The sequence below is a fragment of the Stappia sp. BW2 genome, from assembly GCF_008107695.1.
Taxonomy (GTDB): domain Bacteria; phylum Pseudomonadota; class Alphaproteobacteria; order Rhizobiales; family Stappiaceae; genus Roseibium.
Map to the genome: position 1 here is coordinate 42,077 of NZ_VIRG01000069.1, position 17,410 is coordinate 59,486.

Below are 17,410 nucleotides of genomic sequence, written 5' to 3' on the forward strand. Positions count from 1 at the left end.
ATGTGCCTGCAGATTTTGACAAAAGCAGGAAGCCTGCCGAATTAGGGTCATCCAGCATTCCTGGCAGTAAAAACAAACAAGCAGTCAACCAAGGGCCGATTGACCGGCTCGCTCGGCTTCAGGACAGGGCAAACATGTGATTGTCCCAGGAAATCCCCGGCGGACGAGCCAGAATTTCGGCCGGTTGTGTGGGATCGCCCACAAGAGACAGCGCTCCGTTGCCGTCGGATATCAGGAAGCTGCCCTGATCGATCGGCGCTACGCCGCATCCGTCCGCAATCGCTTCTGCCCCCAGGAACGCACCCGTATCGGCTTTCCAGAACAACGTCTGACCACCCCTTGGAGCGGACGTGGCAATCACGTCTCCGCTTGCGTTGGCGGTAACTGAGCCAATGTAATTCTGCAGGCCGGAGGCAATACCGGTCGGAATTTCCGTCAGAAGAGGCGCCTCGTCACGAGAAAACACGCCAACCAGCGGCGGCAGGTCCGTCTCCGGGCCTTGAAACTGACCGCCAACCCATGCGCGCCCTTGCCCATCCAGTGCCATGTGCCGAAGCGACAACTGGTGCAGGGAGGCGTCCAGAGCGTGGCTTGAATGAACATCGCCGGTTTCGCTGTCCAGAAACGCCACCGTTGGCGCCATCGTGTCGAGATTGAGCTTTTCGCGGCCCTTGTCCGGATGGGTCATGATGCCGCCATTGGCGACAACCAGCGTCCGTCCGTCCGGGGCCAGCAGAAGATCATGCGGCCCGATGCCGTGGGTCTCGATCTCGCCGATCCGCTGCACCTGACGGCCGCTCATGTCGTAGACGCCCAGCACACCGCGCGCTGCGGCGTAATCGTTTTCGACCGCATACAGCAATTTGCCATCGGCCGAAAAACAGCCATGACCGTAATAATGGCGGCCCGGCTCCGCTGTCAGAACCTCCGGCTCGACATCCTGAAACGGCCGTACCACGACCGCGAATGTGCCAGGTCGGCGGGCAAAGGCCACAAACCGCGTTCTGTCGGGTGAAATCGCAACGCCATGGCCGCGCCCCGGCAGCGAGATCCTGGCCAGAACCTGCCCCAGATCATCCACGACACCGACACCATAGTCGCCGTTTTCAAGCTTGTAGGCGCTCACGAACAGCGGCACGTCTTCCAACGCCTGCCGGCTCAACAGGCTTTCCGCCAGCGTCGACCCGGAGAAGGCCGGCAAAGTGGCAAGACCGCCGAGCGCGGCCAGAAACCCGCGCCGGGAAAGAGGTTTAGTCACCATCGAGCGCATTGAAGCCTCCCGCCAGTTCCAGAGCACCGGCCAGTTCAAGAGCAATCGTGTCGCGAAGCGATTTCAACGTGATCGCCACAACGGTGACCTTGTCGTAGGCGTCGCCGTCCTCGAAGGACTGGCGCAAGGGGGGCTGCAGCGCTTCCAGAAGACCGACAGCGTTGCCGAACTCGAAATCGACCGCATTGTAGATCCAGACGAAGTCGTTCGGGGTCAGATCCATGAGATCCAGAGCACCGAGAGCCTCCTGAACGCCGCGCAGTTCGCCGACGAGGTAAACCACGCTGTTGCCGGAGCGCGAAAACGGAAACCGGGTCGCCTTGGCCTTGTCCTTGCCCGTTCCAAGTGCCGGAAGAACGTCCTGGTCGCGGGCAATGATCAACCCCGTAACCAGCACATTGAACACGCTTTCCAGCGCTTCCTTTGATGTGTGAAACCGTTCGTTTCCGCCTTCGGCGGTCAGAAGCACCGCGCTGTATCCGTCCGGGTCCTGCCAGCCTTCCGCGATTTCAGCAGCCATCTCGGCAAGGTTTTCCGAAATCGCCAGCGCATAACCGCAAGTGAAGGCCTTGTCCTTGCCCTCCTGTCCCAGCCGAACCGCGCTGTTCTTGTCGAAAGCCAGCAGTTCCAGCGCCGTCAGCCCCTGAACTGCCACGCTCTTGTCCTTGAGGGTGCCCGCCGACAGCGCGTCCTTGTCCTCGGAGGCCAGAAGCTTGCGGATCTGGCGCTGCGTGATGCCGCGCGGATCCGGTAGAAAGGCCAGCCGGCTCAGACGATCGTTGTCGAGCAGCGGACCGAACCGCAAGAAGTGCACATGCGCGAAGTCGCGTACCGTCTCCGAATACGCTGTCTTGAACGTTTCGACCGATGCCGCGTCCGCAGTGGAGCAGACCGCGCGCACCGCATCCGGAAGCTTTGCCGTGGTTTCTGCAAAGGCGCTGGTCTGCGGCTGAATGTAGGTCTCGATCAGATTGTCGAGTTTCGGCTCATAGTCCGTGGCAAACGCAGGCTGGACGGTGACAGCACCAAAGGCAAGAACAGCGAATAGCAAACGGCGCATCAAAGGGACTCCAGAAAATGTATCAGCGATTGCCGGTCAGAAGGCGAAAGCGCAACAACCGCGTCGCGCGCTTGTCTGGCTTCGCCATCGTGCCAAAGCACTGCCTCCAGCAGGTTCCGTGCGCGACCGTCGTGCAGGAACCGCGTATGACTGTTGACCGTCTCGGTCAAGCCAATGCCCCACAGCGGCGGCGTACGCCACTCCTGGCCACCGGCGTCACCCACCGGTCGGTTGTCGGCAAGGCCGTCTCCCATGTCATGTAACAGGAAATCAGAATAAGGCCAGATCAACTGGAACCGATGCGCGGGATTTTCCGCCTTCCGGCTGGTGACGAACTTCGGCCGGTGACAGGCCGGACAACCGGCCGCGTAGAAAATCTCCTTGCCCTTCAGCACATCGGGATCATCCACGTCCCGGCGCATCGGCACTGCCAGGTTTTCAGAATAGAAGGTGACGAGATCCATCACCGGATCAGGAGCTTCCGAAACGCCGAGGTTGGCCTGTTCGCCATGCGGCAAGACCCGGCAGGCGGTCTGTGCGTCTGTGCAGTCGCCGTAGTTGTCCGGCATCTCCGGCGTGGAAATGCCGATGTCTCCGGAAAATGCGGCCGCACTCTGGGCACGGATTGAAGGCTTGGACGCCTTCCAGCCGAAACGACCAAGTGTCAGCGCGCCGGTTTCAGGGTCGCGTACCCGGCTGACCCTGCCGGAAATACCGTCGCCGTCCGCATCATCCGGATCTGCAAGCGCTTCGATGTCGCCGGGATGGATGGCCTGCACGAGACCGAGGCCGATCATGGGCGGCGCCACCCGGGGCGAGATCAGTGTGTCGGGATGCATGTCGCCGTAGCCAAGATCCCGGATCTTGTAGAGAGGCTTTTGCAGCACGGCCGTTTCGCCACCGGCCATTGGAACCTCGATCTCTTCCAAGTCGATATCGAACCGCCCTTCACCCGCAAGGCCCGTCACGGCAAAGGTCTGGAACTGGCCGCCATAGGTCGGTTCCGGAACAAGCATGATGTCCCTGTCGGCCAGCGCCTGGCGCTCTTCGTCGGTTTGAGGCGGAATCGACAGGCGCAGGAACAGCGAAACGGCGTCTTCGCCCTGCAACGGCGGCCGTCCCCGACCGTCCTTCAGATGACAGCCCTGACACGAGCGCGCGTTATAAAGCGGCCCAAGGCCATCAGAGGCCTGCGTCGACGAGGGGGAAGAGGCCCAGAGTTTCCTGAACAGGCCATTGCCCACCTTGAAGGTCGCCTGTTCTTCGAACGTCAGATTCGCATTGGACTGGGAATAGGCGTCCCGGTTGATCCGCTTTCGGGACGTTCCGGCCCCACCTTGCATGAGCTCGAAGCTTTCCGCGGCTTCGAAGTCGGCCGGAGGGTGCAGAACGCTTGCGGCCTTGAGCCGGTCTTTTGACGATAAATCATCGCGGTAAGACAGCGTATCGTCTGAAAGGGCGGTGCCTGCAACGAGGCAGAAACACAAAAAGACGCCTGTCTTGGCGCCCGGTCTGGGGAACAGTCTCATATTCGCATCCTGACTTTTATCCGCGAGCCCCAATTCGCAGAAAAGCTGTCAGGCGGCCAAAGCCGCCCGACGATTGTTTGATTATTCGAAAACGGAACCTGGATTGTCCAGGCTGTCGGAGCCTTCGAACGCGATACCGTCGAGGTCAAGCACCTTCACGACACGTTCAATGGAAGCAGTCTGGTCGACCAGGGCATCCACGGCTGCCTGCACGACGGCGTTGCCCTCTTCGTTGTCTTCGCCAATCATCTGGTCATAGGCTTCACCGCCTTCGGCCCGTGCCTTCATGGCTTCGAAAGCCGCCAGCGTGGCGTCGAGTTTCGTCTTCATTTCCTTGGCCAGCGCCGGATCCTTTTCCGCCACCAGATCGGCCAGGGACGCACCGGACACATCGTTGCCGACCGGGCTCTCGTAAGACCCGAAATAGACGTTCCGGATACCGACAACATCGTTGTAGTGCGACATGTGGGTGTTGTCGGAGAAGCAGTCATGCTCTTCTTCCGGATCATGCAGCATGAGCCCAAGCTTGATGCGCTCGCCAGCCAGCTCACCGTAGGAAAGAGAGCCCATACCGGTCAGGATGGTGGCCAGCCCACCGGCCTCGCCCTTGCTGGCCAGTTCCTCGCGAGCAGCTCCGTCCGGAGCCCAGGCAGCGGCCATTTCACCAAGATCGGAAATCAGCAGATCGGTTGCGGCCTGCAGATACTGGATGCGGCGTTCGCAGTTGCCGCCGGTGCAATTGGCCGGATCGAAGTCGGTCGCCGGCCGGTTGCCCGCACCGGCATCGGTGCCGTTGAGGTCCTGACCCCACAGCAGAAATTCGATGGCGTGATAACCGGTGGCCACATTCGTTTCCACTTCACCGGCTTCCTGCAGCGTATCAGCAAGAAGGTCTGGCGTGATTTCGGTGGCATCGATGGTTTCACCGCCCACCTTGAGCGACGGATTGGCAATCACGTTGGCGACGTAGAGGTCGTTTTCTTCCGATTCATCGCCATAAGACGTATCGACATAGTCGATGAGGCCTTCATCGAGCGGCCAGGCGTTCACCTTGCCTTCCCAGTCGTCGACAATGGCATTGCCGAACCGGTAGGCTTCGGTCTGCTGATAGGGAACGCGCGCTTCCTTCCAGGCGGCGCGCGCCGCTTCCAGGTTTGCTTCGGTCGGCTCGGCCACCAGCTTGTCGATGGCGGTCTTGAGCGTCTTCGCCGTTGCCAGCGAGTCCGCATATTCTACCTGTGCGATGTCGCCGTAGGTCGACAGGATATCGGAAGGCGTCGCGGCCAGTGCCGGTGTGACGAAAAGAGCGGAAGCCGCCAGAAGGCCAAGCTTGAAAGTATTCATAGATCCATCCCGTAAACTGTGCCGCCCCCGGTGCGCATGGACCTGCCCTGGGCGAAACCCGAATGATTTTGCGACGTGTAACCACGTCCAACATGGAGATGGAAAACATTTCATGAGGCAGAAAGTCAAGTTATAATTCCAAAAAAATCAATAGTTTAGAACAATTCCAAAAAGTTGACTTGGAAATGCCGGATTTTCTTCCCATGTCCGGAGGCCGAATGCCGACAACAACCCTTTGATGGAAAAGAGGGAATGGTATAGCAATAAAATGGGCCTGTTTGGGGGGCCATGCAACAGGAATGACAGACATGCTCAATGCGCTGAAAAGCTTTGTCCGGGAACTCACCTTAGGCGACAGCGGAGAAAAGACCTTCGCCGAAGACGACAAGCGTCTGGCCGCCGCGGCCCTGCTTTTTCACCTGATCGATATTGACGGCGTGATCGAGGAAAGCGAAAGCGCGAAGCTGCGCGAAATCCTTCGCAGCCATTATGATCTTTCAGACAAAGAGACCACCGAACTGATTGCCGCTGCCAAGCAGCGCGACGAGGAAGCGGTCGATCTTTACGGCTTTACCTCGGTACTGAAACGCACCACCGATGAGGAAGAGCGCCTCGGCATTGTCGAGATGATGTGGGAAATCGTTTATGCCGACGGCCACGTCCACGAGTTTGAGGACAACACCATCTGGCGGGTCGCCGAACTTCTGGGCGTCTCCACGCGCGACCGGATGAACTTGCGTCACAAGGTTGCCCAGACGGCTCCGGAAACCCACGAAGGCGACTGACCGCCCATGCTATAATCAGCAGGGATGCGCATTTATGCAGGATGATGAGGCAACGGGACTCGATTTTCACACCGACCTGCCTCATATTAAGTCCATGCTTTTTCAGTCCGATCCCTTGAAGAACCGACCGAAAGTTCTGATTGTCCTGCATCAGGAGCATTCCTCGCCCGGGCGGGTGGGTCTTGAGCTTGTAAAGCGCGGCTTCGCGCTCGACATTCGCAAGCCACGGTTCGGCGACCTGTTGCCCGACACGATGGAAAATCATGCCGGCGCCGTTATCTTCGGCGGCCCGATGAGTGCCAACGACCCGGATGCCTTCCTCCAGAAGGAAATCGACTGGATCGGCATACCGCTTGCCGAAGGCAAACCCTTTCTCGGCATTTGCCTTGGCGCCCAGATGATGGTCAAGCATATGGGCGGCACGGTTTCCGGCCACCAGGAAAGTCTGGTGGAGATCGGTTACTACCCCCTGCAGCCGACCGAAGCCGGCAAATCCCTGATGGACTGGCCGAAAAAGGTCTATCAGTGGCATCGGGAAGGTTTTGACCTGCCCCGTGGTGCCGATCTGCTGGCGTCCGGACCGACTTACCCCAACCAGGCGATCCGCGTCGGCTCTTGCGCCTACGGTATTCAGTTTCACCCGGAACTGACCCACCAGATGATGGTCCGCTGGACGACCAAGGGCGCACCGCGCATGGAATTGCCCGGCGCACAGAAACGCCGAGATCATTTCGCCGGCCGCTTCGTCTACGATCCCGCCGTCAGAAAATGGCTCGACCGCTTTCTGAACCTCTGGATCGGCACGGCCGCCGCTCCGGTGCGCCATGATGTGATGAAGGCTGCGGAATAGCGCGCCTCGCTTTTACGGCCGACGACCTCCCGCTGCTGACAGCAGCCCTCCGCTTCGCATATCCGAATTTCACCTGAACCTGTCCGGAACAACCGATGACTGTTTTTGTCGCCCTGCTGCAGGCCGTGAATGTCGGCGGAACCGGCAAGCTGCCGATGGCGGATTTGCGGTCAATGGCCGAAAACATCGGCCTTCAGAACGCTGCCACCTATATCCAGAGCGGTAATCTCGTTTTCGAAACCGACATGACGGCGGTGGATGTTCTGGACCGGCTGACAGAAGCCCTTACCAGCTACTTCGGCAAGACGCCCGGCGTCGTTCTCAGAAGCCTCTCCGAGCTGGAAAGCCTTCACGCGCAAATGCCGTTTCCGGACGCAGAACCAAACCGCGTTCTGGTGACCTTTCTTGCCAAAGACGCGCCGTCCGATGCGCTGGACGCCATGGTGGCACCTGATGGCGAGGAAGCCGTCGTTCTAGGCCGTGAAATCGTCGTCCACTATCCCAACGGCTCGGGCCGCTCCAAACTGAAACTCCCCGCGCTGAAGCAGGGCACGGCCCGAAACCTCAACACCGTCCGCAAACTGCTGGATCTGGCACGGGAACGGGTGTGAGGCATGATATGGAACGCCGGGGATCGCCATTTGTTACCCCGCACGCATATACGCGGGAAATGCTAGCGACGCCTTGGGAAACGACGGGGCCGCATCCAAATTATCCTTGCCCGGGCGTCATGGGTCCCGGGTCTGCGCTACGCTTCGCCCGGGATGACAAGTGGTATCTGCGGCCTTTCAAAGAGCGCGGCAAGAGATTGCCCAAATGCCGTCTCCCGCCACCTCCACCGTCATTCCGGACAAGTGCAGCATCTCTGCACGCCGATCCGGAATCCAGATATCAGCGTGAGCGCAGCGAACACCCGATTTAGAATAGGGCCGCGTTTGCAACACTGATCATGTTCGGGTTCCGGACCTGCGTTCGGCTGCAGCCTCACGTGTCCGGAATGACCGGCGACAAGGAAACAAAAAAACCGCCCGGAATGGCTCCGGGCGGCTTTTAGCCAATGCTATCGCCTGCGTCCTAGCTTTCGAAGACCACCAGAAGATCCTTGGCGTCGATCTGGGACCCCGTCGAAACCAGGACTTCCTTGATCTTGCCGTCGCGTTCGGCGTGGAGCGCGGTTTCCATTTTCATGGCCTCGATGGAGACCAGCACATCGCCTGCGGTCACGTCCTGTCCGGCGGTGATCGCAACGGTGGAGATCACGCCCGGCATCGGCGCGCCGACATGGGCGGTGTTGCCGTCCTCGGCCTTGCGCATCGTGGCAGCGCCGGTGGCGCCGTGGGCGCGGTCCGGCACCTTGATGATGCGCGGCTGGCCGTTGAGCTCGAAGAAGACCTTCTTCTCGCCCTTTACGTCGGTTTCGCCGATTGCCTGACAGCGGATCACCAGCGTCTTTCCCGCTTCCAGATCGACGGAGATCTCATCGCCCGGCTCCAGACCATAGAAGTAGACCGGGGTCGGCAAGACGGACGTCGGACCGTATTGCTGCTGGGCCTTTTCGAAGTCCGTGAACACCTTCGGATACATCAGATAGGAGGCAAGCTCGGTATTGCTGACGTCCTGGCCGGTCTTCTCGGAAACAGCTTTGCGCTCCGCATCCAGATCGGCATCTTTCAGCAGCGAGCCGGGACGAACGGTAATCGGGGCCTCGCCCTTCAGCACCTTTTTCTGAAGCGCTTCCGGCCATCCGCCGGGAGACTGGCCGAGGTCGCCATGAAGCATGTTGACGACGCTATCGGGGAACGCCACGTCCTTGGCCGGGTCCTTCACCTCTTCCACGCTCAGCCCCTGGCTGACCATCATCAGCGCCATGTCGCCAACAACCTTGGAGGACGGCGTCACCTTGACGATATCGCCGAACATCATGTTGACGTCGGCATAGGCCTGCGCCACCTCGTGCCAGCGGGTTTCCAGACCAAGCGAACGGGCCTGTTCCTTGAGGTTGGTAAACTGGCCGCCCGGCATTTCGTGCAGATAGACCTCCGACGCACCGAAGCGCAGGTCGCTTTCGAAGGCCCGGTACTGGGTGCGCACGGCTTCCCAGTAGAACGAGATCTGGCGGATCGTCTTGGCGTCAAAACCTGTATCGCGCTCAGACCCGCGCAAGGCTTCCACGATCGAGCCGAGGCACGGCTGAGACGTCAGGCCGGACAGCGCGTCCATGGCCGCATCCACCGCATCGGCACCCGCTTCGACCGCCGCCAGAACAGTGGCCGCGGCAATGCCCGATGTATCGTGCGTGTGGAAATGGATCGGCAGGTCGACTTCCTGTTTCAACGTCCGGATCAGAACCCTGGCGGCTTCCGGCTTCAGGAGGCCGGCCATGTCCTTGAGGCCGAGGATATGCGCACCGGCAGCTTCCAGTTCCTTGGCAAGGCCGACATAATACTTGAGGTCGTATTTCGGCCGCGCACTGTCCAGCATGTCGCCGGTGTAACACAGCACCCCTTCACACAGCTTGCCCGCTTCCTGAACCGCGTCCATGGAAACGCGCATGTTCTCCACCCAGTTGAGGCAGTCAAACACGCGGAAGAGGTCAATGCCGTTTTTCGCAGCTTCCGCGACGAAATACTTGACCACATTGTCCGGATAGTTGGTGTAGCCGACACCGTTGGAGCCCCGCAGCAGCATCTGCAGCAGGATGTTCGGCGCCTTTTCGCGGATCTTGTGCAGACGCTCCCACGGGCTTTCGGTCAGAAAGCGCATGGCGACGTCGAAGGTCGCCCCACCCCAGCATTCCAGCGAGAACAGGCTGGGCAGGCCGGCTGCATAGGCGTCCGCGATGCTGACGATGTCGTGGGTACGCATGCGGGTTGCCAGCAGCGACTGGTGCGCGTCGCGCATGGTCGTGTCGGTCACCAGCGTCCGTTTCTGGTCCTTCATCCAGCCGGCAAAGCCCTTCGGCCCCAGGTCGTCCAGCAACTGGCGTGTGCCGGAGGGCTTGTCATCGCCGAAAATCGGGATGACCGGCGCTGCCACATCCTTCGGGGGACGCGCGCGGTTCTTTGTTTCCGGGTGCCCGTTTACAGACACATCGGCGACATAGGTCAGGAGCTTGGTCGCCCGGTCCTGCCGCTTGGTCTGCTCGAACAGGGCAGGTGTCTCGTCGATGAAACGGGTCGTGTAGTTATTCGCCTGAAAGTCGGCGTGGGTGATGATGTTCTCCAGGAACACCAGGTTGGTGGCCACACCGCGGATACGGAATTCGCGCAAGGCGCGGTCCATGCGCTTGCGGGCATCTTCCGCTGTCGGGGCCCAGGCCGTGACCTTTTCCAGAAGCGGATCGTAGAAGCGGGTGATGACCGCACCGGAATACGCCGTACCGCCGTCCAGGCGGATGCCGAAGCCGGTCGCCCCGCGATAGGCGGTGATGCGGCCGTAATCCGGAATGAAGTTCTGCTCCGGGTCTTCGGTCGTGATACGGCACTGCAGGGCATGGCCGTGAAGTTGGATCTGGTCCTGGGAGGGAACGCCGCTTTCCGGCGTGCCGATCTTCTCGCCTTCGCAGATCTTGATCTGCGCCTGGACGATATCGATACCGGTGACCTCTTCCGTCACCGTGTGTTCCACCTGCACCCGCGGGTTTACCTCGATGAAGTAGACCTCACCGGTGTCGGCATCCATCAGAAATTCAACCGTTCCGGCACCGCGATAGTTCACCGCCCGGCCGATTTTCAGTCCGTATTCACAAAGCTCCGCCCGCTTTTCTGCCGACAGATACGGAGCGGGAGCGCGCTCGACCACTTTCTGGTGGCGGCGCTGAATGGAACAATCGCGCTCGAACAGATGAACCACGTTCTTGCCGTCGCCCAGGATCTGCACCTCGACGTGGCGTGCCCGCTGAACCAGCTTCTCCAGATAGATCTCGTCCTTGCCGAAAGCCGCCATGGCTTCGCGCTTGGCCGCCAGAACTTCCTTGGCCAGGGTCGCCTCGTCCGGAATGACCCGCATGCCGCGGCCGCCGCCGCCCCAGGAGGCCTTGAGCATGACCGGATAGCCGATTTCGGCGGCCTTGCGCTTGATCTCTTCAACATCGTCCGGCAGCGGATCCGTTGCCGGCATCACCGGCACACCGGCCTCGATGGCCAGATTGCGGGCGGCAACCTTGTTGCCCAGACGGCGCATGGTTTCCGACTTCGGTCCGATGAAGGTGATGCCCGCTTCCTCGCACGCATCCACGAATTCGGGGCTTTCGGACAAAAGGCCGTAACCCGGGTGAATGGCATCTGCGCCGGAGAGTTTGGCAACCCGGATAATCTCGTCGATGGAGAGGTAGGCTTCGATGGGGCCGAGCCCCTTGCCGACCTGATAGGCCTCGTCGGACTTGAACCGGTGCAATGCCAGTTTGTCCTGCTCGGCATAGATCGCAACGGTCTTCATGCCCAGTTCGTTGGCCGCACGGAACACCCGGATCGCGATTTCAGACCGGTTCGCAACGAGAATTTTTGTTATCGCCAAACGCCTTCTCCCCCATTTTTTGCGCAAAACAAAAGCCTGTTTCGGCAAGATTTCTACTTTGGTCGGAAGCTCTTGAAAAGAGCCGGACGCCATGTCCCGTTTTCAACCTGGACAAAACTTTTGCGCCCGCACCCGTAACCGATGGAAAAGGAACATTAATTCGATTTAAATCCAGAGTCTTCCAACCTTTTTAAAAAATGTGCGGCGCAGCAATCGAACTGTCGAAACAGCGGCCGTTGCCAGCAAAAAACCCCTTACGGCGACCGCGAACCATTTCGGGACACATTCCTGTCAGACGCCACAAAAGCACCGACAGACGCGACGTCCGGTTAGACGCAAACCTTCAGCAAACCCACTAGATCTTGTGAGAACAAATCCGCAACCTGATTGAATCAGCGATTCGGACGGGATTCGTTCACCCTGTGTGCCCGGGTAAACGCCATGAGCCTGCAAGTGCGAGCGCGCATTTCCTGAAAATTAATCATTGACAACGATTCGGCCCAAATCAGCACCACACGGCCAAATCGACTCAACCTTTTGACCAGATTCAGGATTTGGTGTCTCGACCGACGTATGAAACCACATGTCGTAGGGAACAAATCCTGAATCGTCCGGAGTCGCCGATTCGGTTTCGGTTTGTTCCAGAGTCGTTCTCCACAACATTTTTCCAACCGTCAAAAACCCGGCCGCTGGCCAAAAGAATAAGGACATGCCCGCCCCGGCTGTGCTAGACACGCGGTACCAGATATAGGCGCCGCTAGTTTGCGCCGATCCGAAGAAAGCCGATCACAAGCCTCCCCATGCCCCGTCCCCAGACCCTGCCGCTGCCGCCGTCTGCCCGGTCCCGCACAGTGACGGCCGTGCTCGGACCGACCAATACCGGCAAGACCCACCTCGCTATCGAGCGCATGCTGGCCCAGCCTTCCGGGCTGATAGGGCTGCCGCTGCGCCTGCTCGCGCGCGAAGTCTATAACCGTGTGGCGGACCGGGCCGGACCGGACGCCGTTGCGCTGATCACCGGCGAGGAGAAGATCGTCCCGAAGAACCCGCGCTTCTGGGTGTCGACGGTTGAAGCCATGCCGCTGGACCTGAAGACGGATTTCGTCGCCATCGACGAGGTGCAACTTGCCGGGAACCTTGATCGCGGCCACGTCTTTACCGACCGCATCCTGAATGTGCGCGGCCAGTCGGAAACACTTCTCTTGGGCGCAGCGACCGCCCGCCCGCTGCTGGAAAAGCTGCTACCCGGCCTCAACGTGGTCACACGGCCGCGCATGTCGGTGCTGGAATATGCGGGCTCCAAGAAAGTCTCGCGCCTGCCGGCGCGCTCCGCCATCGTCGCCTTTTCATCGGATGAGGTCTATTCCATCGCGGAGCTCATCCGTCGCCAGCGCGGCGGTGCTGCCGTGGTGCTCGGCTCGCTGAGCCCACGCACCCGCAATGCGCAGGTGGAACTGTTCCAGAACGGCGATGTCGATCATCTGGTGGCGACCGACGCCATTGGCATGGGATTGAACCTCGACGTCCATCACATCGCCTTTGCCGGCAACCGCAAATACGACGGCTACCAGTACCGCCAGCTCACCGCTTCGGAGATGGGCCAGATCGCCGGACGGGCCGGCCGTCACACCAAGGACGGCACCTTCGGCGTGACCGGACGGGTCGATCCGCTGGACGACGATCTGGTCGAACAGATCGAAAGTCACCACTTCGAGAGCCTGAAAGTGCTGCAATGGCGCAACAGTGCGCTGGATTTTTCGTCGGCAAGCACCTTGCGTGCAAGCCTCGACCTCGTGCCTCGGGAAGAGGGTCTCGCCAGGGCCCCCATCGGCGACGATATCACCGCTCTTGAACATTTATTGCGCGATCCCGCAATATCCGGCATGGCAAAGGGCGAAAAAGCGATCGAATTGCTATGGGACGTGTGTCAGGTCCCCGACTATCGTAAGATCGCCCCGGCGAACCACGCAGAGTTGCTGAACACCATTTACACGCACCTGATGCAGGACAATGCGATTGCCAATGACTGGTTCTCGCGTCAATTGGCCTTCGCAGACCGCACAGATGGTGATATCGACACTCTCGCAAACCGGATTGCACATATCCGGACATGGACCTATGTCGCCAACCGTCCCGACTGGCTGGCCGATCCGGCTCACTGGCAGGGCGAGACGCGCGACATAGAAGACAAACTATCTGACGCCCTTCACGAGCGGCTCACGCAGCGGTTCGTGGATCGGCGTACAAGTGTATTGATGCGACGTTTGAGAGAGAACGCAATGCTGGAAGCGGAAATTACATCGAGCGGAGATGTGCTCGTGGAAGGTCAGCACATCGGAAATCTGCTTGGCTTCCGGTTTGCCCCTGACGCGGCAGCAGAAGGCCCGGACGGCAAGACCGTGCGTGCCGCCGCGCAAAAAGCCCTGACCACCGAAATCGAGTCCCGCGCGGACAAGCTCGGCAAGTCCGACAACTCCGATTTCGTGCTGACGTCCGAAGCCGTGATCCGCTGGCGCGGTGAACCCGTGGCAAAGCTTGTTGCCGGGGAAGAGGTGCTGGCGCCGATTGTTCTGCTGCTGGCGGACGAACACCTGACCGGCCCGGCGCGCGACAACGTGCAGACGCGGCTGGACCTGTGGGTCAAGGCGCAGATCGATACACTGCTGAAACCGCTTGTGGACCTGAAAGCCGGCGAAGGGCTGGAAGGCCTTGCCCGCGGCATCGCGTTCCGCATCGTTGAAGGTCTCGGCATTCTGGAACGCCAGGAAGCCTCCGACGAAATCCGCCAGCTCGACCAGGACATGCGCGCCAGCCTGCGCAAGCACGGCATCCGCTTCGGCGCCTACACCGTGTTCGTGCCAGCCCTGCTGAAGCCGGCCCCGAGCCAGCTTCTGGCGCAGCTCTGGGCGCTGAAACACGGCTCGCTGGACATGAACGGCATGGCCGAGCTGCCGCAGCTCTCCGCCTCCGGCCGCACCTCCATCCCGGTAGACGAGACCATCGACAAGGCCCTTTACAAGGTTGTCGGTTTCCGTGTGTGCGGCCCGCGTGCCGTTCGCGTCGACATTCTGGAACGCCTGGCCGATCTGATCCGTCCGCTGATCGCCTGGAAGCCGCTTGATGCGGAAGTCAGCCCGCCGGAAGGCGCGGTTGCAACCGGAGGCGGCTTCACCGTCACCGTTGCCATGACCTCCCTGCTTGGATGCGCCGGCGAAGACTTTGCCGCCGTGCTGAAGTCACTCGGCTACCGGTCCGAAACCAAGGAAGTGCAGCGGCCCGTCGCAGCCAAACCGGCGGCGGAAGCTGCCACGGAAACGCCGGCAGCAGAGACAGCTGCAACCGCAGAAGAGGCTCCTGCTGAAGCTGCTGCCCCCGCGGAGGCTGCCGCAGACGAGACGCCTGCTGCGGATGCAGTGGCTGAACCTGCCACGACGGAAAGCGCTGAAGCCCCCGCAGAAGAACCTGCCGCTGATGAAGCGCCTGCGACAGAGGCCGCAGAAGCGGCTGACAGCGCGGCGGAAGCAACGGCCGAAGATGCACCCGCTGAAGCATCTGCGGACACCGCCACTGCGGAAGCAGCACCGGAAGCGAAGACAGACGGCGAAGCGGCCGAAGGCGAAGCAGAGCTGGAAACCGTGACCATCGAGATCTGGCGTCCGGGCCGGCACGACCGCCGTCCGCGCGGCCGTCAGGACCAGCGCCGCGGCGGTGACAATCGCCGGGGCCAGGGTCAAGGTCAGGGTCATGGCCCGAAAGGTGGTCAGGGCGAGAAGCGCCACGGCAAGGGCGGACCGAAAGGCGAAGGCCGGGGTCGCGGTGGTCATGGCGGCCAGAAGGGCTTTGACGGCGGCAACCGCCGCGACAAGGCCCCAAGGGACAAGCCGATTGATCCGAATTCGCCCTTCGCGGCCCTGATGGCCCTGAAGGCGAACATGGACAACAAGGACAAGAAGTAATTCCTGCGCCTGACGACACTGCTGCCGGTGGCAGCCTGCGCATCGACAAGTGGCTCTGGTACGCCAGGGTCACAAAATCCCGTTCCCTTGCCCAGAAGCTGGCGACGTCCGGCCGTGTGCGGCTGAACAAGGACAAGATCGATTCCGCCAGCAAGACAGTGCGGATCGGCGATGTTCTGACAATCGGCCTCGAGCGCCGCATCCTCATTCTGAAGATCCTTGCCCTTGGCACCAGACGTGGCCCCTATGAAGAAGCCCGCAAGCTGTACGAGGACCTGTCGCCACCACCGCCGCCGAAGGATGCACCGCCACCTCCCGCGCCCGCACGGCGCGACGCCGGTGCCGGCCGCCCGACCAAGCGTGAGCGGCGAAAAATAGACGCGTTCCGCAGCGGCGACTGACGCTGTTTCCCGCCAAAGGCGTGAAAACAGAAAAACTTTCTCTTTCCGGCCCGGACTGCGTCATCCAGAGCGCTTGCGCCCGTTTGACAAAAGCGATACCCAACATCTGCACCAGACGTTATACGTGCGCCTTCTTTGCAAGAGCGGCACGAAACTGACCGCCAGGGCCTTGCGCAAAACGGCTGCAGGCCGCCCGGCGCCGAATGAGGATAGCGATGACCTACGTCGTCACGGACAATTGCATCAAATGCAAATACACCGACTGTGTTGAAGTCTGCCCGGTAGACTGTTTCTACGAAGGCGAGAATTTCCTCGTCATCAACCCGGACGAATGTATCGACTGCGGTGTCTGCGAGCCGGAATGCCCGGCGGAGGCGATTTTGCCGGACACGGAGCCGGGCCTCGAGAAATGGATCGAGGTCAACGCCGAATACTCCGAGAAGTGGCCGAACATCACCGAGAAAAAAGATCCGTTGCCGGACGCTGAAGAATTTGACGGCAAGGAAAACAAGTTTGAAAAGTTCTTTTCGCCGAATCCTGCAGCTTGATTCGCGCAAACGGCTAGTGCGGCAGACTGCCGCAAGACAAACGAGAACTGCTTAAAACAGTGATTCTTCCATCATTTTCAGGCACCTGCCCGGGGCGATCGGGCGGGGCCATTGTGGTGTTTTGGCACCAGCAAAGCTCAGTACTTTAATTTTCCACAAAAGTGTGGTACACATGGAAGATAGTCGCCAACCACGAGAATAACCCCCAAAACGGAGTCTTCGAAAACTGTCCCGGACCTGAACAACCGGACAGGGCAAGCTCCACGCAGCTCATATGACTGATCAAGGTTCTAGAGTGGAAATCGTCGACTGACCAGCCCTGACACGCCGCATATCAACAGGCGTTCCATTGTGGATCGCACTGCGGGGTACGTGTCGCATAAGAACAGGGGACCGCACCGCGGTCCGTTTTCGGTCCGAACCCGGACCGCCAACTGCGCAGGAGAAAATACGAGTATGGCAACGAACACCAAAAAGACCGCGCAGCGCCAAGGTTTCAAGACAGGCGAGTACATTGTTTATCCGTCGCATGGCGTCGGCCAGATTACCGCCATTGAAGAGCAGAAGGTTGCAGGTCACTCTTTGGAGTTGCTCGTGATCGTTTTTGAACAGGACAAGATGACCCTTCGTGTCCCGGTGGCAAAGATTGCCTCCGTCGGCATGCGCAAGCTTGGCGACCCTGCGGCCGTCAAGAAGGCTCTTGAAACCGTTCGTGGCCGCCCGCGCGTAAAGCGGACGATGTGGAGCCGCCGCGCTCAGGAATATGAAGCCAAGATCAACTCCGGCGACCTGATCGCGATCTCTGAAGTGGTCCGCGATCTTTTCCGCTCCGACACGCAGCCGGAACAGTCCTACTCCGAACGCCAGCTTTACGAAGCTGCGCTCGACCGTATGGCCCGCGAAATCGCGGCAGTGAACAAATGTTCCGAAACCGAAGCGGTCAAGCAGATCGAGCAGAACCTGGCAAAATCTCCGAGCCGCATCAAGGCAGCTGAAGAAGCTGCAGCGGAAGAAGACGAGGACAAGGAAGAAGCCGCTTAAACCAGGCGAACCTTCCCAACGACGAAAACAACGAGGGCCCGGAGAAATCCGGGCCCTTTTTTCTCTTAAAAGCTGCATGCAGCAACCTTGTTCACGCGAAAGTGTGCAAAA

12 protein-coding genes are annotated in these 17,410 nt (G+C 60.2%); 7 read left to right on the forward strand and 5 right to left on the reverse strand.

Going from position 1 to position 17,410, the window contains the following annotated elements:
* Nucleotides 1-118: 118 nt before the first annotated feature.
* The 4 genes from FMN63_RS18660 to FMN63_RS18675 form a co-directional block, all read right to left on the reverse strand.
* Nucleotides 119-1,270: a DUF1513 domain-containing protein gene (locus FMN63_RS18660; RefSeq protein ID WP_209001231.1), complete on the reverse strand. Its 1,152-nt coding sequence runs from the start codon at nt 1,268-1,270 to the stop codon at nt 119-121.
* On the reverse strand, nt 1,251-2,330 hold the full coding sequence (locus FMN63_RS18665) for an imelysin family protein (RefSeq protein ID WP_148585692.1): 1,080 nt from the start codon (nt 2,328-2,330) through the stop codon (nt 1,251-1,253). Before FMN63_RS18665 ends, FMN63_RS18660 begins: the two co-directional genes overlap by 20 nt.
* A complete protein-coding gene (locus FMN63_RS18670) occupies nt 2,330-3,859 on the reverse strand; it encodes a di-heme oxidoreductase family protein (protein WP_148585693.1) in 1,530 nt (509 codons plus the stop codon). Before FMN63_RS18670 ends, FMN63_RS18665 begins: the two co-directional genes overlap by 1 nt.
* An 81-nt stretch (nt 3,860-3,940) precedes the next feature.
* The gene (locus FMN63_RS18675) at nt 3,941-5,203 is read right to left on the reverse strand and encodes an imelysin family protein (protein ID WP_148585694.1); all 1,263 of its coding nucleotides are present in this window, start codon (nt 5,201-5,203) and stop codon (nt 3,941-3,943) included.
* Between the two features lie 308 nt (nt 5,204-5,511).
* On the opposite strand from FMN63_RS18675, the gene FMN63_RS18680 reads away from it, so the two are divergent.
* The 3 genes from FMN63_RS18680 (at nt 5,512) to FMN63_RS18690 (ending at nt 7,449) form a co-directional block, all read left to right on the forward strand.
* A complete protein-coding gene (locus FMN63_RS18680) occupies nt 5,512-5,988 on the forward strand; it encodes a tellurite resistance TerB family protein (protein ID WP_148585695.1) in 477 nt (158 codons plus the stop codon).
* A gap of 94 nt (nt 5,989-6,082) precedes the next feature.
* Nucleotides 6,083-6,838, forward strand: a complete 756-nt coding sequence (locus tag FMN63_RS18685) for a glutamine amidotransferase (RefSeq protein ID WP_148585732.1) — start codon at nt 6,083-6,085, stop codon at nt 6,836-6,838.
* A 95-nt stretch (nt 6,839-6,933) separates the two neighbouring features.
* Nucleotides 6,934-7,449 (forward strand): DUF1697 domain-containing protein, encoded by a 516-nt coding sequence (locus tag FMN63_RS18690; protein ID WP_148585696.1) that lies wholly within the window; start codon nt 6,934-6,936, stop codon nt 7,447-7,449.
* 463 nt (nt 7,450-7,912) lie between these two features.
* Here the strand turns inward: FMN63_RS18690 and pyc are convergent, their stop codons facing one another.
* On the reverse strand, nt 7,913-11,353 hold the full coding sequence (pyc, locus tag FMN63_RS18695) for a pyruvate carboxylase (RefSeq protein WP_148585697.1): 3,441 nt from the start codon (nt 11,351-11,353) through the stop codon (nt 7,913-7,915).
* An 800-nt stretch (nt 11,354-12,153) separates the two neighbouring features.
* Here pyc and FMN63_RS18700 point away from each other — a divergent pair.
* From FMN63_RS18700 to FMN63_RS18715, 4 genes are all read left to right on the forward strand, one after another.
* Complete coding sequence (locus FMN63_RS18700) at nt 12,154-15,309, forward strand: helicase-related protein (RefSeq protein WP_148585698.1); 3,156 nt, start codon at nt 12,154-12,156, stop codon at nt 15,307-15,309.
* A 35-nt stretch (nt 15,310-15,344) separates the two neighbouring features.
* Nucleotides 15,345-15,710, forward strand: coding sequence for an RNA-binding S4 domain-containing protein (locus FMN63_RS18705; RefSeq protein WP_148585699.1), 366 nt, complete (start codon nt 15,345-15,347; stop codon nt 15,708-15,710).
* 215 nt (nt 15,711-15,925) lie between these two features.
* On the forward strand, nt 15,926-16,258 hold the full coding sequence (gene fdxA, locus FMN63_RS18710) for a ferredoxin FdxA (RefSeq protein ID WP_148585700.1): 333 nt from the start codon (nt 15,926-15,928) through the stop codon (nt 16,256-16,258).
* Between the two features lie 456 nt (nt 16,259-16,714).
* On the forward strand, nt 16,715-17,299 hold the full coding sequence (locus tag FMN63_RS18715) for a CarD family transcriptional regulator (protein ID WP_148585701.1): 585 nt from the start codon (nt 16,715-16,717) through the stop codon (nt 17,297-17,299).
* Nucleotides 17,300-17,410: the final 111 nt, after the last annotated feature.